Genomic DNA, 23,980 nt, shown 5'->3' on the forward strand with positions numbered 1-23,980 from the left:
GCCCTACACATATTTGGTTTGTCGAAACAATGTTCAGTTTTCAAAGGTCTACCAGTCGTCCGCTCTCACAGACAACTCGAATATCATATCATGTTATCGGCAAGCTTGTCAACAACTAATTTCGAACGCTTGATTCGAATCAGCCGCTAACGCCCTCATCAACGTATATAACTATACTAACGATTCCCGTTCACGTCAACTAAAATACTAAAATAAAAGCTATCTTTTTTCAAAGGCATATCTTATAGTCGCTGCCGGCAGAAACGTTGCGAATTGGCCGTGCGTTTCCTCCCGCTTCCGCCGATTCTGTTCGCTTTTATTTTTTGGCCGCCCACCGTGTTGTGCGCCTCCCCCCGGCCCCAGCAAAAAAGCAGGTCGGAAATTCTCAGAAAAATCGAGAATTTCCGACCTGCTGTTGGCCATTTTTTAAGTGTCCCGCGTAACCGCTAAACGGCCCGCAATTCTTAAAATGCTTAGTCGCTTACCCGGGCTAAGAAGTAACGCTTCTTCCCCCGCCGAACGATGACGAACTTACCATCGAAGGCGCTGCTTGGGTCAATCTCGGCAGCCGTATCGGTCACCTTTTCCCCGTTGATCCGGATGGCGCCGTTGGTGACGTCTTCCCGTGCCTGCCGCCGGGAAGATTCGATCTTGGTGGTGTCGACCAGCCATTCCACGATTCCCTGCTTGGCACTCGTAACCGTCACGGACGGCATGTTCTTGAAGCCTTGTTCGATTTCATTGGCCGTCAATTCCGCCACGTCCCCGGAGAACAGGGCCTTGGTGATGTGTTGGGCTTCCACCACGGCCGCCTTACCGTGCACGAAGGCCGTGACTTCTTCCGCCAACCGCGTCTGCGCTTCCCGCTTCTCGGGATGTTCCGCCACGGCGTCCGCCAACTTTTGAATCTCGTCTTGGTCCAGGAAGGTGAAGTACTTCAAGAACTTGACCACGTCCCGGTCGTCGGTGTTGATCCAGAATTGGTAGAAGTCGTACGGGGACGTCTTCTCTGGGTCCAACCAGACGTTGCCGCCTTCGGACTTCCCGAACTTGGTCCCGTCAGCCTTCAGCAACAACGGAATCGTCAGCCCGTAAACCTTGGCGTCGGACCCTTCCTGCCGGTGAATTAGGTCGATTCCGGACGTGATGTTCCCCCATTGGTCGGCCCCACCGATCTGCAATTGCACGTCTTCATCCTTGTACAAGTGTAAGAAATCGATGGATTGCAGGATCTGGTAGGTGAATTCCGTGTAGGAGATGCCGACTTCCAACCGGGACGCCACGATTTCCTTGTTCAGCATGGTGTTCACGTTGAACAGCTTCCCGTAATCGCGCAGGAAGTCCAGCAAGGACAGCTTGGACAGCCAGTCGTAGTTGTTCACGATCTTGAAGCTGCCGTCTTGACCAAAGAGGTGTTCCATCTGCTTGGTCAGGCAGTCCTGGTTGTGGCGCACCTGGTCCATCGTTTGTAATTTCCGTTCCGCCTTTTTCCCGGACGGGTCACCGATGGAGCCGGTCGCCCCACCGATCACGATGTATGGCCGGTGTCCTGCCAGCTGGAACCGTTTCAGAATCATGAAGGGAATCAGGTGCCCAATGTGCATCGAGTCCCCGGTTGGGTCGATCCCAGCGTACAGGCCGACCGCCTTTTTGTTGACCAGTTCGGCCAAACCCGCTTCATCCGTTTGTTGGTTAATGGCGCCCCGCCACTTGAGTTCATCAATAATCGACATCTGCTATTCCTCCTAGTTTATCTCAACAAAAAAGTCCCCAACGGCCAATTGGCCATCAGGGACGAATTAAAAAATCCGCGTTACCACCCAAGTTGTTGTCAAAGACAACCTCTCGTCATCGTTAACGGAATGACCCGCCGAAAATCTTCGGCCGCTCCCCAGCGTAATTCGTGTTATCGGACGTTCTAACTCGCAGCACCGTTAGATCTCTTGACCGGAGCCGAGCACACTACTCAACTGATTCATCGCTTATGCCTATGATGATACCGGCGTTGCGGCGAAAAGTCAATGCACAGTTCGTTCAGGAACCGATCCCCCTAAAAGAGGTCGGTCAGGCTGGTCCACACGATCTGACAGTTCAGCACCGTCAGGACGATCGAGCTGACCCACGCCAGCACCGTCACCCAGGTTTTATTGGCGTACTCGCCCATGATCTTCTTGGACGACGTGAAAATCGTCAGCGGAATCATTGAGAACGGCAGGGCGATCGACAGGAAGACCTGCGAGTTCACCAGCAAACGGTCCAGCGCCTGCTCGCTCCCCCCGTAAAGGATCGTACAAATGATCACCGGTGCCACCGACAGCAGCCGGGTCACCATTCGCCGGACCCACATCGGAATCTTCAGGTTGATGAACCCTTCCATGATGACTTGCCCGGTCAGCGTCCCGGTAATCGTCGAGTTTTGCCCGGAGGCCAGTAAGGCGACCGCGAACAGCGTCGATAGGAACGGTGAGGCCACCGCCCCAGCCAGGTGGTGATCCTGCAGGGCGTTGTACAGGTTGCCAAAGGTTCCCAACTGGTCGACGTCCTTACCGAAGAACAGCGCCGCCCCCAAGAGCAGCAGCAGGCAGTTGATCACGAAGGCCCCAATCAGCTGGATGTTGGAGTCCCAGGTCGTGTAGGTCACGGCCCGCTTCAGTTCGGCCGGGTCGCTCCGGTCGAACTTCCGCGTCTGGGCAATCGACGAATGCAGGTACAGGTTATGCGGCATGACCGTCGCCCCCACGATCCCCAGCGCCATGGTCAGCTGACCCGGCCGCAGAATCTCCGGTTGCGGCACGAAGTTCGCGACCGCCTGGCCCATGTTCGGCTGGGCGATGATCACCTCGTAGGCGAAGACCACCAGGATCACCGTAATCAGGCAGATGACGATGGCCTCGATCTTCCGAAAGCCCAATTTGGTCAATAATAATAGTAGTAACACGTCAAAAACGGTCAAGGCGACCCCGATGATCAGCGGGATGCCGAACAGCAGTTGCAGGGCAATCGCGCCCCCAATCACCTCGGCGATGTCCGTCGCCATGATGGCCAGCTCGGTCATGACCCAGAGCACAAAACCAATGCGTTTCGTCGTGTGGGCCCGCGTCGCCTGCGCCAGGTCCATCTGCGTCACAATACCCAGTTTAGCCGCCATGTACTGCAACAACATCGCAATCAAACTGGAGATCAGGATCACCGACATCAAGAGGTACCCGTACTGCGCGCCCCCGCCGATCGACGTCACCCAGTTCCCCGGATCCATGTACCCCACGGCGACCAGCGCCCCGGGACCCGAAAAGGCCATCAGGTTGCGCCAGAAGCCCTTCCCCTTGGGAATACTGACGGTCCCGTTGATTTCTTCCAGCGACGGCCCGTTGGCGTATCCCGCCAGGCCCTTCGCCGGTTCCCCCACTTGCTTGGTTGACACGTTATCTGTCATCGTTAAACACTCCCCTAATTTTCTTGTGTTTCCCTATTATACGGGGGGTGCGATGCCTGTAAACCCGTTTTCCGGTGGCGCCAGGGGGGCTTTCGCTTCACCCCTTAAACCACTTGACGGTCAAATCCCGGCCCGGTCGGCCTGGCCGCGCTTTTTCCATTATTACATTACTAATATCAAATTATTAGGCAACTCATATTGCGATGAAATCCCGATGATTTCGGCTTGGCGGCGGCCACGGCCGCCCCGGGCCAACTCAAAAAAGGCCTCCCCCGTGCTGCAATGGGAGAAGCCTCTCGTTTTGATTCATTTATTAGGATGGATTTACCCCTGGGCCGCCCGTTCGAGTCGGGCCAGTGCCTGATGTAAGATGGTCGGCAACTGGCGCCGAATGATCAGCAACTGCGCCTGCCCCCGCGCGGTCAACGCGAGATAGCGTCGCCGGCGGTCATCCGGGGCCACGTGCTGGTCCAGGTACCCCCGACGGCACAGGCTGACGACCAGGTTCGACGTCCGGGTGGCCGAAAAACCGAGCTTCTGGGCGACCTGCGCGACCGACAGATGTTCCACGGCCACGTAGCCAATCACCTGACATTGCGGCAGGTTCAGGTCCAGATCCGCTAGCGGCTGATTATAACAGTGCGTCACCAACCCGTAAATCGCCATCACCTTGTTCAAATCATCTTGCTCCGCCATGGTCCCCACTCCCCACGTTTTGATTCAGCTCATTTTTTGTATGCGCTTACAATCATTATACTACGCCACACGCATGACGTAGCCGGAATCTGTCCTTCCGGCCCAGATTTTTGGTGAGTGGGTGCCAGCCGTTAGTCGGAATGCTGAAAATCCAGGGCGAACAGTGACAGTTCGTGGTGCCGCAAGGTCTTGATCAACCGGTCGAGGTTTTCCCCGTACTCCAGTTCCTTGATCCAGTGGAAAGTTTCCAGATGATGTTCCTGCGCGTACTGGTACGCCAGGTCGTCGACGCCGTAGATCACCAGGTAGTTGTCCCGGTGTCGGGGGTCGATGACCATCTGGTCGCACAAAATCTGCAGGTGCACCACGCCACCCAGCAGGCGGTTGAAGACGTCGGTCGTGACCCCGACCATGTCGTAGGAGACCAGGATCTCCACCTTGGCCGCGGTCAGGTTCAGTCCGTTGGTGTACTTGCTCAGGTAACTTTGGACCAGCCGCAGGTCACTACTGGTGACCAGTTGCGGGTACAGGCGCGCCATGCTGTTGGCAATCGCCGCGGCCGCCGCCGAGGACGTCTCGGTCGCCCGGTACAGCGTGGTGATTTCCGGCCGTAAGAGCGGGTCGACCCGGAAGAGCAGCATGAACTGGCACAGCGAGAACAGCCAGTTGGCAAACCAGTTCTTCCCCTCGGCGTAGTCGGTCAGTTCGACCACCCCGGGTGCCAGGTCATAGTCGCTGACCCGTTGCTTCAGGCCCCGGTACAGGCGTTTCAGACTATCCGGCCGCAACGCCCGCACGAAGTACGGTGAACTGGTCAGCAGGTAGTCTAAGGTCGCCAGCTCGGTCAGCACCTTCTTCGGCGTGTCCCCCAGCTGCCGCTGGAAGTTCCGCGCCAAGGCCCGTAAGTCGGTCAGGTGAGCCAACGGCAACCGCAATGGCAGGTACCGGTGCCCCTGCGCCAAGCGAATCAGCGCGACCCGGATCAGGATATCCCGGTGCTGGGCCAGGCCCGGTGAATCACAGTACAGCTGACTTTCGGTGTAAGTGTCCCGAATCGCCGTGGCCAGGGGCCGGTAGTCCTGGGGCACGACCGGTAGCTCGCTCAGCTTGGTCATGGTCGTGGTGAACAGCGTCAGGTACAGCAGCTGAATCAGCGCCTCGTTCCCCGTGATTTGCAGGGGATTCGTGTTCAACTCCAACTGGTACTGGGCCAGCTGTTCACGCATCGGCCGCATCCGCCGGTTGAACGTCGACAGGCTGATGTTGTGCGCGTCACACACGTCCTGGGCCCGCTTCTCCGGGGCCATCAACGTGGTCAGAATCGCCTGGTACGGGATACTGTTCACGTACAGCCAGTGCCGGTAGGTATCCGGACTGACGGACGTGACCAACTCATCCTTGGTCAACTTGGTCGCGGGGGCCAACTTGACTAAGTCACTTCGTAAATTTAACAGGACGTGGTAGGCCTGCGAATAACTCTCGGCGGTATCGGTCGCAAAATCGGCGAGATTAAACCGGCCCCCTTGATCATTAATGAATGTTAATAACCGAATCTTGCGCGTCGCCTTAGGCGTTAACATCGCAAAATCAATTTTCACATTGCTCACTCCCCCATCTCGGACGGTCCGGCGTTTCGCTAGAGCCGTCCCTTTTTTAAAGTCTCCTGACTGCCCACGCGACCGGCCGCAACCCCGTCACGTGAGTGGGTCCCCGCTGATGATAATCAGACAGCCCCCGGCCAAAGTGGTCAGGGGCTGACACGCGGTTCCCGTCTATTCGACATCGGTAACGGTGGCGTGCTGCACGTCCAAAGCCGTGAGCGTCTCCTTCAGGATGATCCGCGGATCATCGTACCGAATTGCCGGTAATACGCTACTCAGGTAATTGCCCGTTAGCTGGCCGGCCACGATCTCGGGTTCGATGTGGACCTTTCGCCCGTCAGCCAACACCAGCGTGACGTGCTTCCCAGCTACCAGCCGGTCAACTAATGGTAACGTTTGAACTTTTTGAACCATTCAATCACCCTCCTATGCGCTTTTCTACATATATATTCTACCACGCCGTCCCCGGTTTCGTTGGCTCGGCCACTTGCCAACGTACCCACCCGAAAAATGATTCAAATGCAAAAGTTTACGTTTTCCTTATGATTTTTGCGGAACGTATTTTGGCGAGCGCTTTCCATGCTATGCTCTATGCCAGACTGGTTGATGTTATCGACAATTTACAACGGGGAGAGAGAACATACCATGTGGCTAAGCAACCTTAATACTTTTTTTGTCATCGGCTACCCCATATTCGTGTCCGTTATCTGGATTACGGGGAGCCTCTTTTTTGGCCTTTTTCGCCGGCACCAGCGACTTCGACGGGACCATCTGGTTGCCGCCACAGCGCCGTTCGTGTCCATCTTAGTCCCGGCGCATAACGAAGTCGCCACCCTCGAATCGGCGGTGCACTCGTTGGCCAACCTGGACTATCCGCACTACGAGGTCGTCCTGATCGACGACTGCAGTACCGACGAGACCCTGGCGATGATGTACCGGCTCAAACAGCAATGGGCCTCACGGTTAGCGCTCAATATCGTGGCATTGCCGGTCAATCAGGGAAAAGCCAACGCCTTAAATCAGGGGTTTAAGGTCGCCCAAGGGGACTACTTAGTGGCCATCGACGCCGATTCCTTACTGGCACCGGACGCCGTCGCCCAACTGATCACCACGCTCCAAGAAAATCCCAACTACGGTGCCGTGACCGGTAAACCGGTCGTGCGGAACCGGACCAGCCTCCTGGGCCGGCTACAATTGTTGGAATACGTGGCCGTGATCGATCTGATCAAGAAAGCACAATCGTACTTAACGGGGAGTATCACCACGGTCTCCGGGGTCCTGGTGGCCTTTCGCCGCGAAGCCCTTACGGCCGTGGGCGGCTGGAATCCGGCCGTGATGACCGAGGACATCGACATCACCTGGCGGATGTACCGTCACCACTGGCAGGTCGCCTACGAACCGCAGGCCATCTGCTGGATCCTGGTGCCCGAGCGGTTCCACGGCCTGCTCAAGCAGCGTCAACGCTGGGCGCGGGGGGGCCTGGAAGTCCTGCTGACCAACTGGCGGGGGCTGTTCAGCGCCCCACTGGGCCAGCGGTGGCTCCTGCTGGAGTCGATTGTCAGCAACGTCTGGGCCGTTTTGACGGCCTTCGGGATGCTGGTCTACGTCTTCCAGCTGGCCTTCTTGCATTCCTTATCACTGGACGGCAACCTGCTGGTCCTGATGTTCTCGTTGAACGGCATCCAATTCACCCTGGGCTTTTTGGCCTCCCAGGGCACCGCCCAGTTAGCGGGACCGGAATTACTGTTAGTGCCAATTTACGTACTGTATTACTGGCTCATCAACCTGGCGAGCTGTCTGATGGCCATCGGGTCTTACCTGGTCAATCCGCAGCGCTCCGGGACTTGGCGGAGTCCAGATCGGGGGTTATAACCGTGGAAAAACGGGGAAATTTTTCACCAATCATTCGCCGGCACACCAGCTGGCATAGTCGGAGTTTTCGGGGAATCATCTTAGTGCTTTTATGGGGCTTCATCGCGCTGGTCGTCCTGGCCAACCTGGGCTTTAGCCTGGGCTGGTACAACGACTCACTGGTCAGCCTCTACTTACTCTTTAATCTCAAGATTCACGGCGATAATCAGCTGCTGCTCTTCATCGCCGTCCTGATCGTGCTGACGCCCATCTACTGTGGGTGGCGCTGGCACCGTCTCAGTCACCACACGGGAGGTCGCCGATGAGTCAACGTCTTCGGCGCGGCCTCCTGACGCTCATCCTACTCGCCGTCGTGCTCGGCGTCGGGTGGACGATCCGTAAACAGGCCGTCGCGCAACACACCATGCAGGAAAGCTACGCCCTGCCGCAACAGTATCAAAAGATGGACCACGGCATCATGGTGCTGTGTTACCACCGGATCCTGGGTAATAACTGGTCCACGCAGGTCATTCGGGACCTGTCGCCGAACTCCCAGCTGCACGAATTCAACGTGCCGGCTGACAAGTTCGCTGAACAGATGAAGTACCTGCACGACCACCACGTCAAGGTCATCTCGGCCGATACCATGGCCCGGATGGTCGAACGACACCAACCAATTCGCGGCAAGTACGCCGTCTTAAGTTTTGACGACATCGACCGGACCGTGCTGGACCACGCCGTGCCGGTCATGAACCGCTACAAGTTCCCCTTCACAGCCTTCATCATCACGGGGAACACCGGCGAATACCGGGAAGGGACGCAACTGGCGACCTGGAAACAGATTCAGGCCGCCCAACGAACGACCGCGGGCCGGATGACGCTGGGGCTGCACACGCACGACATGCACCACTTGAACGCGCACATGCAGCCGGTCTTCATGCAGCCGCACTACGCCGGCAAGTTCCAGAAGGACTTCGCCATCTCCAAACGGGAGCTGGCCGCCCACACTGGGACCCACGCCAATTCGTTCGCCTTTCCGTACGGGTCGGGCACGGCGCAGATCGACCGTTTCCTGGCCCAGCAGAAGCTGGCCTGGGTCGCCACGCTGGACACCGGCCTGGTCACGGACGACACCGACCTGAACGCCACACCCCGGGTCATCGTCAACAGCGACAGCTGGCCGTCCATCGCCAAGTGGTTCAATCATCAATAACATGCAAAAGCCCCGGCAACGCCATCGAATTGGCGTTGTCGGGGCTTTTGCATGTTCATCAAATTAATCGCTCCATGCCGGCGAGCAAGATGGTCGCTGGCATGCGCCTACCGGTCGATCAGCCTGGGGCTGGAACGTCCCCTACACGACCACGAGCTCCTCGCAAAACCCGCGACGATCTCAAAGCTCGGTCTTTCTATAATCCAGGCAGCCCACCCGGATAACAGAAACGAGGCTACTGAGCCCCATTCTGACCTCCCTCTCGGCTGAGGTTGGTGACACCAATTTCTAACAAGAGAACGTATCTAACGTCAACCATTGTTCATTCATGACACATTTCAACAGCTATGCCACGGCAATGGGTGGGCAGCTACCATTACGGTTGATCCGCCCGAATAATCAGACGCAACTGCAACTTGCGCATCCTGCTAGCTAATCAGAAAACGGCGGTGGCCTCGAATGGCCGTTCTGTTGGCTGATGTTTCCCATTGCTAACCACGCGGAATAAGCACCGACACCACTCTAAGACGAAATAGTTGGATAACCGCTATCGACGTACCCAGGTTGAGCGGAAGCAATCGGCAACTGCCGCTGATTTTAACGAGCACACCGCGCAGCCGAAACTTCCGAAATTTACCAGTTGGGGATGTTGCGGCGATGTCACTAGGTCAGCGCAACAGAGGCGACTTGATGGTCGTGGTGAAATTGATGTTGGTCGGGGTCCTTTCCCGGCCTACATCAAGGCCGAGCTCCGGAGACTCGTGGGTTTCGAGGCTCTGGAGTCGTGCCCACCTCGACCATCTTGCTCGCCGGCGTGGAGCGAAAATCCCCACTATTATCCCTTTGTCCGCACGCACAAAAACACCACCTGCCCACCGGGCGCAAGGGAGCGCCGGCGGAGGCAGGTGGTGTCATTGTTAGTGTCCGTGAGCCGTCACCGGTGTTGCCACCGGTCCTTTAGTTTGACGGTCAAACGATGTTGGTTACTCTTGTGTAGCGGCCGCCTGCGGTTGCGTCAAGCGCATCCCCAGGTAGTAGATGACCGCCGTGATGGCCATGGCGATGAACGTCGCCCCGACCGTGGTCGCAATGAGGGCGACCTGCTTCAGGCCCCAGTAGGCCACGACCCCGAGGATCCAGCTCGCCACCGCGACCCAGTTGACCCCGTGGTGGTACCAGTAGGCGCCCCGGACCTTGGTGAACTCGGCGAAGCGATAGTGCTTCCCCTTCAAGAAGAAGTAGTCCACCAGGAAGATGGCGATTTCCGGGCCCAGGAACATTCCAATACCGTCCAAGAAGGCCTCGAACACGTCGAGGAAGCTGGCTAGGTAGACCGGAATAAAGGTCACTGCCGTCGCCGCCAGCGTCACAATCCAGAGGCTGACGTTCAAGGACAGCTTGTGAACCATGTTGGTCAGCGCCGACCCGGCCGACATCAGGTTGACCGCGTTAGCCGTGGTACTGGTCAGCACGATGACCAGCAGCGCCAAGACGCCCAGACCCAACTTCGCCGCCACGGTGCTGGGGTCGGAATTGTTCGGGTCAAAGTGGTTCAGCGTGACCGCCGTGCCGATCGTAGCGAACAGCCCGATGAAGGCGAACCAGAAGAGTCCCAGGTTAGCCCCCAGGAAGGATGCCGTGGTCGCCGCCGACTTTTTCGCTGTGAAACGACTGAAGTCGGACGCCGCCGTGACCCAGGCCAGGTTAAAGGCCGCCAACGTGTCGGCCGCCACCCCAGAGGTCATCCGCAGATTGTGCGGCGGCTGCCAGGTCGCAATGTCGTGGAAGGAGACCATCCGGAAAACCACCACGGATTCCCAGAGAACGAAGATGACGACCAGGATGATGCCGATCCGTTCGATCAAGCGGACCGACCGTTCCCCCAAAGAAATACTCAATAAATGCAAGACACTCATGATGAGGATGCCGACGATCAGGCCGAAGGTGCCCCCGGGCTTGCCGTAGACCGGCCACCCGAACAGCTCACTAAAAATGTAGCTAATCGACGTGGCCGCGATGAACGTGTTGACCGCGGCCCAACCGATGAACTGGACCACGTTGATGATCGACGGAATGAAGCTCCCCCGCAGGCCAAACGACGCCCGGGTCAACGCCATGGCGGGCAAGCCGGTCTGGTACCCCATGTAACTGGCCACCGCCAGCAAGACGTAAGAGATGAGTCCCACGACGATCAGGGTCGTGGAGGCCGTCGCTAACCCGCAGGCGGCAATGACGCCCCCGATGTACCAGGTCCCGTTGTTGGCGTTGGCGCCAATCCAGGTCGCGAATAAGTCCCAGTTCGACATCCGCCGATTGGCCCGGGGAATCGATTCCACGTGGCCGAACGTAGCGGCATGTTTCGTTGCCGCCGGTGCTTTGATCTCTTGTGCCATTCCTCATTCACCTTTCTTGTCTTAATTGAACTTACAGAATCTCGCCCACAAACTCGCCCTGTGGCAGGGTGTTGAAGTCGTACGTCGCAAAGTCAGCAACCTGCTTGGTGTAGTAGTGCAGGCTTTCCGTGACCATCAGGTTGACGCCCTCTTCCTTTTCCTGTAAGGCCAGGATCGGCAGCTGCCGCATCGTGGCGACCCCCAGTTCGTAGGCCGTGCCGGAATCGATGTTTTGCGCCTCAAAGTCCAGGACCGTGACGATCACGTCGGCCGCGGCGATCTGTTCCATGTCCCGGTGGAAGATCTCGGTGGCCCATTCCTTGGTGAACTGTTCCGCTTGGGCGTCTTGGTGCAGGCGCGGCGAGTAGAAGTCCTTCACCGTCGGGTTGGCCGTGAGCGCTTGTTCTAACCGGGTGACCCGGTCGACCTGCTCAGGATTAAAGAACGGACTTGCAACGTAGATTTGTGCCATGAAATAACTCCTCCAACATCTTTTTTCAACCACGTAGCCACGAAAAAAGCGGCCGAATTCCGCAAGAATGTCGGCCGCTAGCCGCCTGCATGCCTGCAGACTTCTACCGCACCTTTGCCAGCCTCACGGGACTAACTTAAAAGGACTATTTGGTTGTTAGAACGTATTATACGGGCTCCCTTTCCGTTCGTCAATCGTCATTTATTTGGTACCGGTTTCGTCAAACGGTTAACTTCCCAACTAACCGGAATTTCGCTTTTTTTCTGAAATCGTTTCAACCCCTAAGTTGTCAAGCCGCTGGGAGCTTGCTACACTTAACCTACAGAGAGGAGTCCCTACTTATGCAAACCACTACGCAATCCCTACCACCCCGGATCAAACGGATCTGGGGGTACAGCGCCCTCGGCAGTTTTCTGGCCCTGTTGGTCATCACCGGGCTGCTCTGGTTAGCGCACACTTACTGGCACTGGACCGTCTGGCTGGCCGTCTTCGGCGGGATCCTGACGGTCATCGAACCGACCATCGAGGCCGCCCTGATTCCCTACCGCTACCGGTTCTCCCGGTACCAGATCACGTCGCTCGCCGTCGAGATCCAGTCCGGCTGGTTGTTCAAGAAACGCGTCGCCATCCCGATCGCCCGGGTACAAAACGTCACCCTGAACGCCGGTCCGCTACTTCAGTGGCAACACCTGACCCAGGTCACCGTCGCCACGGCCGCCACCAGCCACACCATCGAGGGCCTCGAACTCGACGTGGCCGCCCAACTGCGCGAACAGATCATGCGGTTGGCTCAGGAGGCACGCCATGACCCAGCCTAAGCACACCCACCCGTTGGGCTACGTCCAGCACACCGCAAAACAACTGAAAGATTACTGGTTTCTCATCCTCCTGGCTGTCTGGCAGTGGGACCACCTGACCACGACCTGGCGGGTGGTCGCGGTGCTCGCCATGGTGACCTGGCTCCTGATCTGGCCGTTACTCAAGTGGCTGACGCTGACCTATCAGCTGACCGCCACGGCCATCGTGGTCAACTCGGGGATCTTCGTGCGCCACCACCGGCACATCCCCTATTCCCGGCTGCAAACGGTCCAACGCAAGCAGTGGTTCTACCTGCGGCCGTTTCACCTGGAGACCCTGCAGATTGAGACCGCCAGCCACCAGGACGGCGAGCCCGAGGTCCAACTGCCGGCGGTGCCCCTCACGGTGGCCGATACCCTGGAACGCTACCGGCGCGCCAGCTACCACCCGTTGTCGCCGGACGCCCCCGCCCCTCAACCAGCAACGACCACGCCGGCATCCAATAACGGCCTCGGCGCCGTGCAGCAGCGCTACGTGACGAACCGCCACACCCTGCTCCTCTTCGCGCTGACCAGCACCGGGATCATCCCGCTCCTGTTGGTTTTGCTGGCCATCTACGGCAAGCTGCCCCACAAGTGGGTCGACCTGCTGGTGGCCGACGCCCAGCACTTCGCGTTGCCCCTGCTCATCGGCGGCGCGGTGGCCCTGCTGATCATCGCCTGGCTGGGCGCGTTGATCTGGGTCCTGATCCGCTACTACCGGTTCACCCTGACCCGGACGCCCGACCAGCTGCAGATTGCCAAGGGCCTCTTCCAGCGCAACACCATCACCGCCCCGCTGAACCGGGTCCAGGCCGTCCGCACCAAGCAAAATATCCTGCGTCAGTGGCTGCACCTGCAAACGGTTCAGGTCCTGCTGGCCTCCAAGGCCGCGACCGACGATGACGACCACGACCTGGTCATCCTGCCGGCCATCGCACAGCAGCAGTTGTACAGCACCCTGCACCCGTTCATCGACTGGGTGCCCGGGGTGGTCCCCCAACTTGAGCACCTCATCGTGCCCCAGCACGCCCGCTGGCTGCTCAGCCGCAACGCGGTGCTGGTGGTGGCCCTGCCGGTCGTCTTACTAGGGTGGCTGGTTCGTCCCTGGGGGTGGCTGGGGCTCCTACTGATCCCGTTTGCCATCCTACAGGGCCAGTTCGCCGCCCACAACACCGGGGGCAGCCTGCTGACCCACCAGCTGCTGGTCCTGCAAACGGGGCACTTCTGGACCCGCGAGACCTTCTTCGTGCCGCGCGAGCAGATCCAGTCGCTCCAGCTGAACTGGTCGGTCTGGATGGTCAAGCGCCAGCTGGCCCACCTGACGGTCAACGTCCGCCACGGCAATCACAACCAGGCCATCGAGTTGCGCTACATCAGCGCTAAGCAGGCGCAAAACATCTACGACTGGTACCAGGGGCAGTGAATCTGCGCTGCACGCTTTCAAAAAAACATCAAAAAACGGACGGTTCCGACGCTAAGTCGTGACCGTCCGTTTTGCTGTCCCGACGACGTCTGCCGCCGGGACTCCCCTTGACAGGTCCGCTAATCCCCATTGGCGAGCCCATCACTTATTCAAATATCCTACTCTCTGACCAGTTTACATTCAGACTAGACACCGAGCCCCGTGCGGCTCGGCGGGGCCAGCACGCGTTCGCGCTGACCCTTAGTTAAGATAGTAGCACCATTTCCGCACGGCGTTGTTAAAGAAATGGTTAAACCGCCACCCCCGTGAACCATCAGTCCGCGTCCGACCGGTGACGCAGCCGACTGAAGCGCGGACGCCACAGCCACCAGTACCCGAAGAGCGCGCTGATGATAAAGGCGGTCATCCCGGGAGCTAATTCCCCGGCGTTCACCGAGAACAGGAACGTCACGTACAGGACGAAGACGATGTAGACCGGCACCTTTAAGCCCGGGAACATCAGGTATTCCCCGTTGTGCTCCAGCGATAGCCGGGCATAGAGGACGCTCCCCCAGATAAACAGGATCAGTGCCGCCACCACCCAGCCGAGGGCCGAGAACCACTCCGACTGGACCGGCGTCATCTTGATCCACTCGGACCAGACATTGGCCCAGCCCACGACTGACAGGGTAAAACCGCTGACCGTGACGATCAGGGCCCCGGTCTGGCCAACGATCAGGGCCGCGAACCAGAAGATGGCGAACATCCCCACGGCGTTTGCGAGACCGATGCCCCACGACGCCAGCATGCCCGGCCAGGCCAGGTTAAACGTGACGCCCGCCGGGACCTTGAGCCAGTACACCAGGTATTGGACGCCCGTAGTCATCACGGTGATGCCCAGCAAGACGCCCAGGCCAAGTAGCAACTTGGCCCAGTAAATCGTTTGCCGGCGGTACCCGCTGGTAAAGAGAAATTGGTTGAAGTGATCCTTGAGATCCTGGTTCATCAACAGGAAACCGCCGACCCAAAAGACGAATAAGAGCCAAAACGAAAACAGGGAAACGGTCCCGCGATTGCTGAACTGATAGAGCATCCACTGGTTGACCTGATCACTCAACAGACGCTGGCCGGGCTTGACCACCCAGGTCCCGGCGTCCGCCAGGGAAATGCCGATGATCACCAGCAGGGAGATGGCCCCCAGTGCGATCAGGCGCTTACGGTAGTGCCGCCAAAGTAACTGAAATAATTGTTTGTTCATCGTGCATCCCCCTACTTCATCATCTGATAACCGGTATCCTGTGACAGGTTCGCCCGGAATAGGTCTTCCAACGTCAACGGCAGCTCTTCCATCAGCACTGGCTGGAGTGCTTGAAGTTGCGCGGCCAGCTCTGGGGTGTACGCGGGGAAGACCACCACGAGAACCCGACCGGAAACGCGGATCAGCTTGCTGTGCTGCTTCAGCAAGTCCGGAATCTGTTTATCTTTAAAGACCAGCTGGATCTTGCGAGCCTTCTCTCGGACGTCCTCCAGGTTGTAGTCGTGAGCCAACCGGCTGTCCTTGAGCAACAGAACCCGGTCACTCAGACCGTCCAACTCGTTCAGATCGTGTGACGAGATTAGGAAGCCCTTCTGCTGATCGGCCACCTCGTCGATGACCATGGTCGAGATGTTCTCCCGGACGATGACGTCCAGCCCATCGAACGGTTCATCCAAGATAATGTACGGGGCGTTGGACGTCAGTGCCAAGATGACGTTGACCAGCGCGCGCATCCCCTTGGACAGTTGCCGGTACTGGTCGCCGGCGTGCAGGTTGAACCGCTGCAAGAGCTCCCGGTAGCGTGCCTGGTCGAAGTCCCGGTAGACCAGCCGGTAGAAGTCCGGCAACTCGTTCAAGCGGTAGTTCGCCAGAAAATTGTACTGGGTATCGATGAAGAAGAGTTGCCGCTGGTAGGCCGGTTCGGCCAACAGATCGTGGTCGTCGATGGCGACCGTTCCCTGGTCGGCGACGTACTGGTGCGTCATGGTCCGAAACAGGGTGGTCTTCCCGACCCCGTTTCGCCCGACCAGCCCGACGATCTCGCCCGGTCGCCAGTCAAAACTAATGTCGTTGATGATATCGTGATGCTCGATGGTCTTTCTTAACTTGCTGACGCGTAACATCTAATCAGCCTCCTCATATGCCGTTTTAATCCACCCAATGACCTGGTTGGCCGGAACGCCTAAGTAGCGAATCTCGGTCAGCAGCGTCAGCAGGCGTTGCCGACTGGCCACAATCTGGGCGGCGTTGTCGGCCGGTTCGCCGGCCTCCCGCACGTAGGTGCCTTTGCCGTGAACCGTCACGATGACCTGTTGGGCTTCCAACTGCTTGTAAGCCTTGCTCACCGTGTTGGGGTTCAACTGTTCCTGCCGCGCCATGTCCCGCACGGACGGCAACCGGTCCCCCGGCTGGAGAATCCCCTGGACGATCTGCTGCTTGACGCGTAAGACGAGTTGTTCGTAATAGGGCAGGCCTGACGTATCCTTGACTTGCATGCCATTCATCCCCTTTAAGTTTGCCTGGGTGTTCTAGGTGTTCTGTGTGTACTATTATACACAGTACACTCGAAAAGACAACCACCTAAAAATGATTCATCCCCCACACCGTGGTCGATTCCTGCCAACTGGCAGAATTCCCCTATTCACGGGACGAGTCTCACCAATAAACGCCGCCCGTAAACCAAGTCACTAGACAATTTAGCCGCTCAGTCGGTGTAGGTGTTGCAGAATCGCGCAAAAAGGCCTTTAATGGAAGCTTAGGAGGCGTTTCGAATGTCAAAGCAACAAGCACCCATCGGCGTGTTCGATTCCGGCGTCGGTGGCATCAGCACCCTGCGGACCCTGGCCCAGGCCCTACCGAACGAGGACTTCATCTTCTATGGGGATTCCGCAAACGCCCCATACGGGGAAAAGCCGTCCGACCAGGTCTGCCAGCTGGCCACGCAGGTCCTCGACCAACTCAAGCAGCACCAGGCCAAGGCCGTGGTCATCGCCTGCAACACGGCGACCAGTGCGGCCAAGCAACAGCTCATGGCCGCCAATCCGACCCTGCCCATCCTGGGCATCGAGCCGGCCCTGAAACAGGCGGTCGATGCGGGGAAACAGCACATCCTGGTCATGGCGACACCGCTGACCATCAGTCTGCCCAAGTATCAAGCCCAGGTCACCCGGTTTGAGGCCACGACCCAGATCTACTCACTTCCCTGCCCCGGCTTGGCCGACAGCATCGAAAAGGGGCACGCCGGACTGGCCCAGACGCAGGCCCTGGTCGCCCGGTTGATGGCGGACGTGACAGCGGCGCCCATCGACGGCGTGGTCCTGGGATGCACCCACTACCCGTTCATCGCCGACATGATTCGCCGTGAGTTCGACCACCCGGTCACCGTCTACACGGGGTACGAGGGCCTGGCCAAGAACCTGACCAAGCACCTCACGGACCAGGGACTCTTGCGAACCCACAACGACCACCGTCAGATCCACTTCTACAGCAGTCGCGATACCCCGGCCGAACTGGCCCTGTACCAACACTTATTCGAACACGGTATCACCGAATAACCCTCGACCCCTTCGCCAATGACGCGGAGGGGCTTTTTGGTTGCCAAATTATTTATCGCTAATAAAAAACGGCGACGGAAAAATTTCCATCGTCGTTTTACGGAACTAACCTTATCAGCCGCCCAACCTGCGGGCAAGCTTATTGGCGGGCCGAAATCACCAGGCCACCGATCGTCAGGAGAATTCCCACGAGGACCAGTGGTGTAATGGGCTCGTGCAGAATCAGCCAGGCCGTGATCACTGTGACCACCGGTACCAGGTAGATGTAGATACTGGTCTTGACCGTCCCCAGCTTCTTCACCGCGTACGCCCAGCTCAAGAAGCACAGGGCCGAGGCGCCCAATCCCAGGAATAGGAGGTTGACCAGGTTATCCGGCTGCAGGATCACCGCCAGCCGAATCCGGCCGTGCGTCGCCCAGAAGACCGGCAGGATGAACAGAATCCCGTAGATGAACGTCCGGCGGGTCACCTGGACCGGGTTGTGTCCCAGCGTGTTCAGGTAGCTGACCACGTAGGAATACAACGCCCAGATCAGGGCCGCCAGGAGCGCCAACAGGTCCCCGGTGAAGTTGATGTGTACCCCGCTGCCGTTCAACGAGATCAGCGAGATCCCCAGCATCGAAGCGATAAAGCCGCACAAAAATTGCTTGGTCAACCGCTGGCGTCCCAGGGCCGCGGCGATCAGCGCGATAAACAGCGGCGACGTCGAGACGATGACCCCGATGTTCGAGGCGTAGGTAAAGGTCAGCGCGATATTTTCAAAGAGGTAGTACAGGCAGATGCCCAAGAGGCCGGCCGCGGCCAGCGCCCCCTCCTCCTTCCAGCTGGTGAACCCGAAGAACTTGGGGTACACCAGGAACAGCCCCACCAGGCCGATGACGAAGCGAATCAGGAGGATCTCCAGCGGCGCGAAGTCGGTCAGCAGGACCTTGGTCGAGATGTAGGTGATGCCCCACAAAAAAATCGTCAGCAGGGCCACGAGATGTCCCCTTAAAGAATGTTCTGGTTGTCGCATAAGTGTGCCAAATCCCTTCTCCATCAAATTCTCTTGGCCCCAGCACCGACTATGCCGGGTCGGTGCTGGGGGTCGTGCGAGATGAAAGGTGGGGCAAGACACCACGTGCGTGCCTTGTCCCACTCGTCTTAACTAATTGAAACGTGATCGTCCTCATCCGAATCATCGGGATGGAACGGCTCATGGTTGCCGGCCTTTTTAACCAACAATTGGTTGTAAAATTTCGCCTTGGCCGTGTAGAAGTACGGCATGACGAACAGGTCCGGGATGTTCATGAAGAGCGCGCTCAGGATGAACCAACCGATGTAGCTCAGGTCCATGATGAACAGGAAGCCCTTACTGCCGTCCATCAACTGCCGGGACTGGGTAATGGCCTCCAGCGCCGAGATGGGCTGGCCCTTATCCAGGGCGTCACGGTAGATGTAAAACGCTTGCGAATAGGCATAAGCCTTCACGATACCGGGAATCACCAGTAGCAGCGTCCAGAGAAAGACCATGATGAAGGTCAGGATGCTGATCCACAGCCAGCCCCAGAAGTACTGGCTCTTCTCGAACAATTTAAACGTGCGTTGCATGGGGTTATCCAGCGTCGCGGTCCCCCGGTCGATATCGATCATGGTCAGTTGCGACCCACTCTGCAGCATCGATGCCACGATACCAAACACCCCGGCCAAGGCACTGCCCCCCGTCGTAACGTTGACCTGATGGCCCGAGGCTATGGACTGCATAACCGACACGCTATTTTGATTACTGATCATGTTCCCGATCCAGGTCAGTGCGATCCAAAGAATCGTCAAGAGTATGTAGAAAGAAAAATGTGTCCAAACTTGATTCTTCGCACCGGCCTTAATATTCAGTCGATCTTCTGTTGTCATCCTGTAATCCCCTTTTCCCGCGGTTCGTTCCGCGTTATCCGATTCCCTCTAGTATACCGTGTTTCCCCGCCCAGTAGGAACCCTTTTTTCGGCCACAAACCACGGTAGACCACCGTTAAACGGGTGGCGCGGGCCTTGGAAGCGGTTGTCACTCCCCAGGAAAATTGCTAGAATGTAGCGAGTATCTAAATAATTCGAGTGTAGACTATCTTAGGGAGTGCTCTTATGACTAAAAAATTCTGGCGCATCGCCGGTGCGGTGGTCGTCGTCCTGCTAATTGTGGGCGGCGCCACGGCCTACCACGAACGCCACCTGATTCGCCGTTACCTGTTGGTCCACCAATCGTACGCCCAAAAAGACGTGCTGCGGACCGGGCAGATCAAGTTGAACCTGCGGCCGGCCCTGTCGACCAAAAACACCACGGCGACCAACAAACTGACCGCCAGCTACCAAAAGACGCTCAAGGCCCTGCCGACCGGGAAAAGCCATGCCAAGGTCGTGGTCAACCCGTACAAGACCTCGCCCCTCTCCGGCTTGATCCTGGTCAAGACCGCCCAACCGACCCAGGTCAAGCTGACCGTCCACGGTGACCGGCCGGCGACCACGATCCACCAGACGCTCAAGGGGTACCAGACCCGCCACAGCGTGGGGGTCCTGGGGCTCTACGCCAACCGGACCAACCGGGTGACGCTGCGGTTCACCACTAAGGCGGGGACCGTGACCCGGCAGACCTACCGGCTGACCACCGGCAAGGCGCCCCACGGCATCGGGACCAACACCCTCAAGACCAGCAAGCCCAAGCAGATGGTCCTGGGGAACGGCCACACCAAGTTGACCTTTGCCGTCAGCAGTCAGGGGTACACCTACGGGCTGGACGCGCGGGGGAAGATCCGCTGGTACGGCTCCCAGAAGATCTCCCACGTCTTCAAGGAACTGGCTAACCACCACCTCCTGATTCTGACCAAGATCGACGCGAACCAGCACAAGTACAACGCGCTGCGGGAGACCGACTTCTACGGCCGCGTTTACCGGCAGTACAACTTTAGCGGCCTCTTCCCGTCCCGGCAGGATCCCCAAAAGCTGGCGACCAACACGGTGATCCACCACGATGCCATCGAGCTGCCGAACCACAATCTCCTGCTCACGGTCGATGACGGGAGCAAGAAGTTCGTCGAGGATACCATGATCGAGATTGACCGCCAGACCGGGAAGATCCAGAAGGTCATCGACCTCAAACGCATCCTGCCGAAGTCGGCCTACCAGCAGTACACCGGGACGCACCGGCCGGACGGCAAGATCGACTGGTTCCACCAGAACTCGATGACCTACGACAAGAAGCGCAATGAGCTGGTCGTCTCCGGCCGTAACCAGGACATGGTCTTCGCCATCAACTACAAGACCACCAAGCTCAAGTGGATCTTGGCGGCACCGGAAAAGCTGCCTAAGCGTTACCAGCAGTACCTCTTAAAGCCGACCACCAAGCACTACCGCTACAACGGCGGTCAGCACGCGGTCACCCTGATCCACCAAAACCAGCATCAGGGCGATTCGGTCGAGCTGGAATTCTACGACAACAACGTGCCGGTCACCCGGGGCAAGACCGCTCAATCCAAGAAGTGGTCGGCCGGGGAGATTGTGACGATCAACCAGCTCAAACGGACCGTCACCAAGACCTGGGAGTTTGGCCAACAACTCGGCCAACGCAACTTCACCAACATCGTCGGCAGCAGCTACGCCGTCGGTAAGGGCAACACCCTGATTGGCTTCGGGTACGCCGACTGGGGCAAGCGCAGCGAGTTCGTCGAGGTCAACCGCAAGACCAACCGCGTGGTCTTCGACGTCGACCGGACTCACTTCGCACACGGCGATTGGAGCTACCGGGCTCAGCGGATGTCGCTGTATCCGGGGAACCAGGCGTTCACCCTGCAAACAATCAAGTAGCCACGCCAAACAGGCCGTCTCCGTAAAATTGGGAGACGGCCTGTTTTTAGCGTGATCTGCTGAAAAAGCGGTCGTGTCGTGCGTCGCTCAGGTCACGGACTCACGAATCGGCCGTTCATTAAATGTTCGTTAATTGCTACTACTGCTCTGACTCGGCATGCCGCTCGGTTTACCACTGGGACGCTTGCCACTCATGCCCTTGGGGCCGTTTTTCATCTGCTGGCTCTGGGTCGTCTTGGCCTGTTGTTGTCCCAGCATGTATCCCGTTCCGCCACCGCCGGCGAACAGGATGATGCCGGCGGCTAGCATGGCCAGCCAGCGTTTCGGTCCTTGCTTGGGTTGTCGTTGCATCTCGTCGCTTCCTTTCCAATACCGTGATTAAAACCCAGTATACCGGGCTTGGCTTAAGACTGGCTAAAATCCGGGAACACTTGACTTGCTTTTTAACGACCAGCTGGGTAATATAAGAACTATCAAAGAGAGTTACCAATATAACGTTCGTTATAAGAGGAGAGAATTCACTGATGCGTAATGTGTACTTTAACCACGACGGCAGCGTCGATGACCTGGTATCCCTGTTACTGTTACTGCAAATGCCCGACGTGCACCTGACCGGGGTCGGCGTGGTCGGCGCCGATTCCTACCTGGAGCCCGCCCTGTCCGCCAGTCGGAAGATCATCGACCGGTTCGGCAAGGGTGCCCAACTGAACGTGGCCGCCTCGAACTCCCGGGGCGTGCACCCCTTCCCCAAGGAATGGCGGATGGACGCCTTCAGTCTCGACGCCCTGCCCATCTTAAACGAGAGCGGGACGGTCATCACGCCGGTGGCCTCTAAGCCGGCACACCTGGACCTGATCGACAAGGTGCAGGAGACGCCCGGTAAGACCACCCTGGTCATGACCGGTCCCCTGACCGACCTGGCCCGGGCCCTCGAGACCGATCCCTCGATCACCGCGAAGATCGACAAACTCTACTGGATGGGCGGCACCTTCGACGGCCGCGGCAACGTCGCCGAGCCCGAGCAGGACGGCACCACCGAGTGGAACGCCTACTGGGATCCTCAAGCGGTCAAGACCGTCTGGGACAGCGACCTAGCCATTCAAATGGTCGGCCTCGAAAGTACCCGGCAGGTGCCTTTGACGCCCGCCATTCGCCAGCACTGGGCCACGTTACGCCAACACCCGGCCATCGACTTCATCGGCCAAGGGTACGCGCTGGTGCCACCGCTGGAACACTTCGAGACCAACTCGACCTACTTCCTGTGGGACGTGCTGACCACCGTGGCCAGTGACACCCCCTCCATCGTGACCACCAAGGAAGTCACCAGCGACGTTCTGACGACGGGGCCCGGCCAAGGCCGGACCTTCGAGGTCGCCGATGGTCGGCCCCTGACGCTGGTCACCACCGTAGACCACGACGGCTTCTTCCGGCGCATCGACGAACTCGCCAGCCGCGCCGACTAATTTAACCTGCTTCCCAAGTCACTCCAACCCTGGAGCCGTGATTGCACCCCGATCACGGCTTTTTTTGCTGGAACCCGCTTTTGAAAAAATCGTTATCTTTTTCACAAATTAGTGGCGTTTCCCGCCGGAGTGCGGTACACTTCTTTTTGTGAATAAAATAACAAAAAGATATTCGGGACATCATAGGAGGCCAACAAGATGAGTCATCGATTAGACGGTAAGGTTGCAATTGTAACGGGTGGAACGCTGGGGATTGGCTTGGCCATCGCCAACAAGTTCGTCGAAGAAGGTGCCAAGGTCATGATCACCGGCCGGCACGCCGACGTGGGTGCAGCCGCCGCTCAGGGCATCGGCGGACCCGACGTCATCCAGTTCTTCCAGCACGACGCTTCCGACGAAGCCGGCTGGGTCGACCTCTTCGACGCGACCGAACACGCCTTTGGCCCGGTCACCACGGTGGTCAACAACGCGGGTCTGGCCGTGAACAAGAGCATCGAAAACACCACGACCGAGGAGTGGCACAAGCAACTCTCCGTCAACCTGGACGGGGTCTTCTTCGGTACCCGGCTGGGGATTCAACGGATGAAGAACAAGCACCTGGGCGCCTCCATCATCAACATGTCTTCCATTGAAGGCTTCATTGGTGACCCGAACCTCGGCGCCTACAACGCCTCGAAGGGGGCCGTCCGCATCATGTCCAAGTCCGCCGCGCTGGACTGCGCCTTAAAGGACTACGACGTGCGGGTCAACACCGTGCACCCCGGCTACATCAAGACGCCCCTGGTCGAGAACCTGCCCGGCGCCGAAGAAGCCATGTCGGCCCGGACCAAAACACCGATGGGCCACATCGGGGAACCCAACGACATCGCCTACATCTGTGTCTACCTGGCGTCCAACGAATCCAAGTTCGCCACGGGATCCGAGTTCGTCGTCGACGGTGGGTACACCGCGCAATAACGCGCTGATGCATCATTTGCGGCGGCTGCCGACAAAACGCCCCCTCACTGCCACCACGACTGATTAACCTGCGTCACGCGTCTATTTTGATAAAAGCCCCGCGAATGCACGAGACGTTCGCGGGGCTTTTTGGCGGTCGGTTCGACCAATTCGCACTTATTTTTGCATACCGGTTGTATTTTTGAATAAAATGGGGTACAATTCTTTTGTGAAGTTCATAACAAGCGATTGCTAAATG

The 23,980-nt window shown here is 58.2% G+C and carries 22 protein-coding genes and 1 other annotated feature; of the genes, 9 read left to right on the forward strand and 13 right to left on the reverse strand.

Going from position 1 to position 23,980, the window contains the following annotated elements; genetic code table 11:
- Positions 1-473: 473 nt before the first annotated feature.
- The 5 genes from tyrS to FD37_RS07790 form a co-directional block, all read right to left on the reverse strand.
- Positions 474-1,733, reverse strand: coding sequence for a tyrosine--tRNA ligase (gene tyrS, locus FD37_RS07770; RefSeq protein WP_056964607.1), 1,260 nt, complete (start codon positions 1,731-1,733; stop codon positions 474-476).
- 54 nt (positions 1,734-1,787) lie between these two features.
- Positions 1,788-1,988, reverse strand: a binding site (T-box leader).
- Positions 1,989-2,050: 62 nt separating this feature from the next.
- Entirely contained in the window at positions 2,051-3,433 is a 1,383-nt protein-coding gene (locus tag FD37_RS07775; RefSeq protein ID WP_056964609.1) for an Nramp family divalent metal transporter, read from the reverse strand.
- A 324-nt stretch (positions 3,434-3,757) separates the two neighbouring features.
- Positions 3,758-4,129, reverse strand: coding sequence for a MarR family winged helix-turn-helix transcriptional regulator (locus FD37_RS07780; RefSeq protein ID WP_045807416.1), 372 nt, complete (start codon positions 4,127-4,129; stop codon positions 3,758-3,760).
- Between the two features lie 131 nt (positions 4,130-4,260).
- Positions 4,261-5,727: a helix-turn-helix domain-containing protein gene (locus FD37_RS07785; protein WP_045807415.1), complete on the reverse strand. Its 1,467-nt coding sequence runs from the start codon at positions 5,725-5,727 to the stop codon at positions 4,261-4,263.
- Positions 5,728-5,901: 174 nt separating this feature from the next.
- Positions 5,902-6,144, reverse strand: a complete 243-nt coding sequence (locus FD37_RS07790) for a hypothetical protein (RefSeq protein WP_045807414.1) — start codon at positions 6,142-6,144, stop codon at positions 5,902-5,904.
- Between the two features lie 231 nt (positions 6,145-6,375).
- Between FD37_RS07790 and FD37_RS07795 the strand changes: the two genes are divergently transcribed.
- The 3 genes from FD37_RS07795 to FD37_RS07805 are packed head-to-tail and all read left to right on the forward strand — an operon-like array spanning position 6,376 to position 8,794.
- Complete coding sequence (locus FD37_RS07795; RefSeq protein ID WP_056964611.1) at positions 6,376-7,602, forward strand: glycosyltransferase; 1,227 nt, start codon at positions 6,376-6,378, stop codon at positions 7,600-7,602.
- 2 nt (positions 7,603-7,604) lie between these two features.
- Positions 7,605-7,907 carry a hypothetical protein gene (locus FD37_RS07800; RefSeq protein ID WP_056964613.1) on the forward strand — a complete coding sequence of 101 codons (303 nt, stop codon included), beginning with the start codon at positions 7,605-7,607 and terminating at the stop codon, positions 7,905-7,907.
- The gene (locus FD37_RS07805; RefSeq protein ID WP_056964615.1) at positions 7,904-8,794 is read left to right on the forward strand and encodes a polysaccharide deacetylase family protein; all 891 of its coding nucleotides are present in this window, start codon (positions 7,904-7,906) and stop codon (positions 8,792-8,794) included. The genes FD37_RS07800 and FD37_RS07805 overlap by 4 nt, the downstream gene beginning before the upstream one ends.
- 983 nt (positions 8,795-9,777) lie before the next feature.
- Here FD37_RS07805 and FD37_RS07810 read toward each other — a convergent pair.
- Together FD37_RS07810 and FD37_RS07815 are read right to left on the reverse strand one after the other, a co-directional pair.
- On the reverse strand, positions 9,778-11,187 hold the full coding sequence (locus tag FD37_RS07810) for a cytosine permease (protein WP_056964617.1): 1,410 nt from the start codon (positions 11,185-11,187) through the stop codon (positions 9,778-9,780).
- A 31-nt stretch (positions 11,188-11,218) separates the two neighbouring features.
- The gene (locus tag FD37_RS07815; RefSeq protein WP_056964619.1) at positions 11,219-11,659 is read right to left on the reverse strand and encodes a nucleoside 2-deoxyribosyltransferase; all 441 of its coding nucleotides are present in this window, start codon (positions 11,657-11,659) and stop codon (positions 11,219-11,221) included.
- A gap of 341 nt (positions 11,660-12,000) precedes the next feature.
- Here FD37_RS07815 and FD37_RS07820 point away from each other — a divergent pair, with 341 nt between their 5' ends.
- Together FD37_RS07820 and FD37_RS07825 are read left to right on the forward strand one after the other, a co-directional pair.
- Entirely contained in the window at positions 12,001-12,477 is a 477-nt protein-coding gene (locus FD37_RS07820) for a PH domain-containing protein (RefSeq protein ID WP_045807407.1), read from the forward strand.
- A complete protein-coding gene (locus FD37_RS07825) occupies positions 12,464-13,921 on the forward strand; it encodes a PH domain-containing protein (protein ID WP_056964621.1) in 1,458 nt (485 codons plus the stop codon). The genes FD37_RS07820 and FD37_RS07825 overlap by 14 nt, the downstream gene beginning before the upstream one ends.
- Before the next feature lie 313 nt (positions 13,922-14,234).
- On the opposite strand, the gene FD37_RS07830 is transcribed toward FD37_RS07825, so the two are convergent.
- From FD37_RS07830 to FD37_RS07840, 3 genes are read right to left on the reverse strand one after another with little or no spacing between them, the layout of a single operon-like run.
- A complete protein-coding gene (locus tag FD37_RS07830; RefSeq protein WP_056964623.1) occupies positions 14,235-15,158 on the reverse strand; it encodes an ABC transporter permease in 924 nt (307 codons plus the stop codon).
- An 11-nt stretch (positions 15,159-15,169) separates the two neighbouring features.
- Positions 15,170-16,060: an ATP-binding cassette domain-containing protein gene (locus tag FD37_RS07835; RefSeq protein WP_045807404.1), complete on the reverse strand. Its 891-nt coding sequence runs from the start codon at positions 16,058-16,060 to the stop codon at positions 15,170-15,172.
- A complete protein-coding gene (locus tag FD37_RS07840; protein WP_045807403.1) occupies positions 16,061-16,432 on the reverse strand; it encodes a GntR family transcriptional regulator in 372 nt (123 codons plus the stop codon).
- Between the two features lie 276 nt (positions 16,433-16,708).
- Between FD37_RS07840 and murI the strand changes: the two genes are divergently transcribed.
- A complete protein-coding gene (gene murI / locus FD37_RS07845; RefSeq protein ID WP_056964625.1) occupies positions 16,709-17,491 on the forward strand; it encodes a glutamate racemase in 783 nt (260 codons plus the stop codon).
- 139 nt (positions 17,492-17,630) lie between these two features.
- Here murI and FD37_RS07850 read toward each other — a convergent pair whose 3' ends face one another.
- The gene (locus FD37_RS07850) at positions 17,631-18,506 is read right to left on the reverse strand and encodes a DMT family transporter (protein ID WP_045807401.1); all 876 of its coding nucleotides are present in this window, start codon (positions 18,504-18,506) and stop codon (positions 17,631-17,633) included.
- Positions 18,507-18,634: 128 nt separating this feature from the next.
- Complete coding sequence (locus tag FD37_RS07855; RefSeq protein ID WP_056964627.1) at positions 18,635-19,381, reverse strand: DUF975 family protein; 747 nt, start codon at positions 19,379-19,381, stop codon at positions 18,635-18,637.
- 225 nt (positions 19,382-19,606) lie between these two features.
- Between FD37_RS07855 and FD37_RS07860 the strand changes: the two genes are divergently transcribed.
- Positions 19,607-21,322 carry an aryl-sulfate sulfotransferase gene (locus FD37_RS07860; RefSeq protein ID WP_056964629.1) on the forward strand — a complete coding sequence of 572 codons (1,716 nt, stop codon included), beginning with the start codon at positions 19,607-19,609 and terminating at the stop codon, positions 21,320-21,322.
- A 129-nt stretch (positions 21,323-21,451) separates the two neighbouring features.
- Here FD37_RS07860 and FD37_RS07865 read toward each other — a convergent pair whose 3' ends face one another.
- Entirely contained in the window at positions 21,452-21,673 is a 222-nt protein-coding gene (locus FD37_RS07865) for a hypothetical protein (protein WP_045807398.1), read from the reverse strand.
- A gap of 173 nt (positions 21,674-21,846) precedes the next feature.
- Here FD37_RS07865 and FD37_RS07870 point away from each other — a divergent pair, with 173 nt between their 5' ends.
- Both FD37_RS07870 and FD37_RS07875 read left to right on the forward strand, forming a co-directional pair.
- The gene (locus tag FD37_RS07870) at positions 21,847-22,785 is read left to right on the forward strand and encodes a nucleoside hydrolase (RefSeq protein WP_056964631.1); all 939 of its coding nucleotides are present in this window, start codon (positions 21,847-21,849) and stop codon (positions 22,783-22,785) included.
- Positions 22,786-22,983: 198 nt separating this feature from the next.
- Positions 22,984-23,742 carry an NADP-dependent (R)-specific alcohol dehydrogenase gene (locus FD37_RS07875; protein WP_056964634.1) on the forward strand — a complete coding sequence of 253 codons (759 nt, stop codon included), beginning with the start codon at positions 22,984-22,986 and terminating at the stop codon, positions 23,740-23,742.
- Positions 23,743-23,980: the final 238 nt, after the last annotated feature.

Origin of the sequence: Levilactobacillus spicheri DSM 15429 (assembly GCF_001435095.1) — a bacterium.
Classification (GTDB): domain Bacteria; phylum Bacillota; class Bacilli; order Lactobacillales; family Lactobacillaceae; genus Levilactobacillus; species Levilactobacillus spicheri.

Bases quoted from the DNA above. Each gene is read 5' to 3' on its own strand.
- tyrS (WP_056964607.1), bottom strand. From the start codon at position 1,733: ATGTCGATTATTGATGAACTCAAGTGGCGGGGCGCCATTAACCAACAA.
- FD37_RS07775 (WP_056964609.1), bottom strand. From the start codon at position 3,433: ATGACAGATAACGTGTCAACCAAGCAAGTGGGGGAACCGGCGAAGGGC.
- FD37_RS07780 (WP_045807416.1), bottom strand. From the start codon at position 4,129: ATGGCGGAGCAAGATGATTTGAACAAGGTGATGGCGATTTACGGGTTG.
- FD37_RS07790 (WP_045807414.1), bottom strand. From the start codon at position 6,144: ATGGTTCAAAAAGTTCAAACGTTACCATTAGTTGACCGGCTGGTAGCT.
- FD37_RS07795 (WP_056964611.1), top strand. From the start codon at position 6,376: ATGTGGCTAAGCAACCTTAATACTTTTTTTGTCATCGGCTACCCCATA.
- FD37_RS07805 (WP_056964615.1), top strand. From the start codon at position 7,904: ATGAGTCAACGTCTTCGGCGCGGCCTCCTGACGCTCATCCTACTCGCC.
- FD37_RS07810 (WP_056964617.1), bottom strand. From the start codon at position 11,187: ATGGCACAAGAGATCAAAGCACCGGCGGCAACGAAACATGCCGCTACG.
- FD37_RS07815 (WP_056964619.1), bottom strand. From the start codon at position 11,659: ATGGCACAAATCTACGTTGCAAGTCCGTTCTTTAATCCTGAGCAGGTC.
- FD37_RS07820 (WP_045807407.1), top strand. From the start codon at position 12,001: ATGCAAACCACTACGCAATCCCTACCACCCCGGATCAAACGGATCTGG.
- FD37_RS07825 (WP_056964621.1), top strand. From the start codon at position 12,464: ATGACCCAGCCTAAGCACACCCACCCGTTGGGCTACGTCCAGCACACC.
- FD37_RS07830 (WP_056964623.1), bottom strand. From the start codon at position 15,158: ATGAACAAACAATTATTTCAGTTACTTTGGCGGCACTACCGTAAGCGC.
- FD37_RS07835 (WP_045807404.1), bottom strand. From the start codon at position 16,060: ATGTTACGCGTCAGCAAGTTAAGAAAGACCATCGAGCATCACGATATC.
- FD37_RS07840 (WP_045807403.1), bottom strand. From the start codon at position 16,432: ATGCAAGTCAAGGATACGTCAGGCCTGCCCTATTACGAACAACTCGTC.
- murI (WP_056964625.1), top strand. From the start codon at position 16,709: ATGTCAAAGCAACAAGCACCCATCGGCGTGTTCGATTCCGGCGTCGGT.
- FD37_RS07850 (WP_045807401.1), bottom strand. From the start codon at position 18,506: ATGCGACAACCAGAACATTCTTTAAGGGGACATCTCGTGGCCCTGCTG.
- FD37_RS07855 (WP_056964627.1), bottom strand. From the start codon at position 19,381: ATGACAACAGAAGATCGACTGAATATTAAGGCCGGTGCGAAGAATCAA.
- FD37_RS07860 (WP_056964629.1), top strand. From the start codon at position 19,607: ATGACTAAAAAATTCTGGCGCATCGCCGGTGCGGTGGTCGTCGTCCTG.
- FD37_RS07865 (WP_045807398.1), bottom strand. From the start codon at position 21,673: ATGCAACGACAACCCAAGCAAGGACCGAAACGCTGGCTGGCCATGCTA.
- FD37_RS07870 (WP_056964631.1), top strand. From the start codon at position 21,847: ATGCGTAATGTGTACTTTAACCACGACGGCAGCGTCGATGACCTGGTA.
- FD37_RS07875 (WP_056964634.1), top strand. From the start codon at position 22,984: ATGAGTCATCGATTAGACGGTAAGGTTGCAATTGTAACGGGTGGAACG.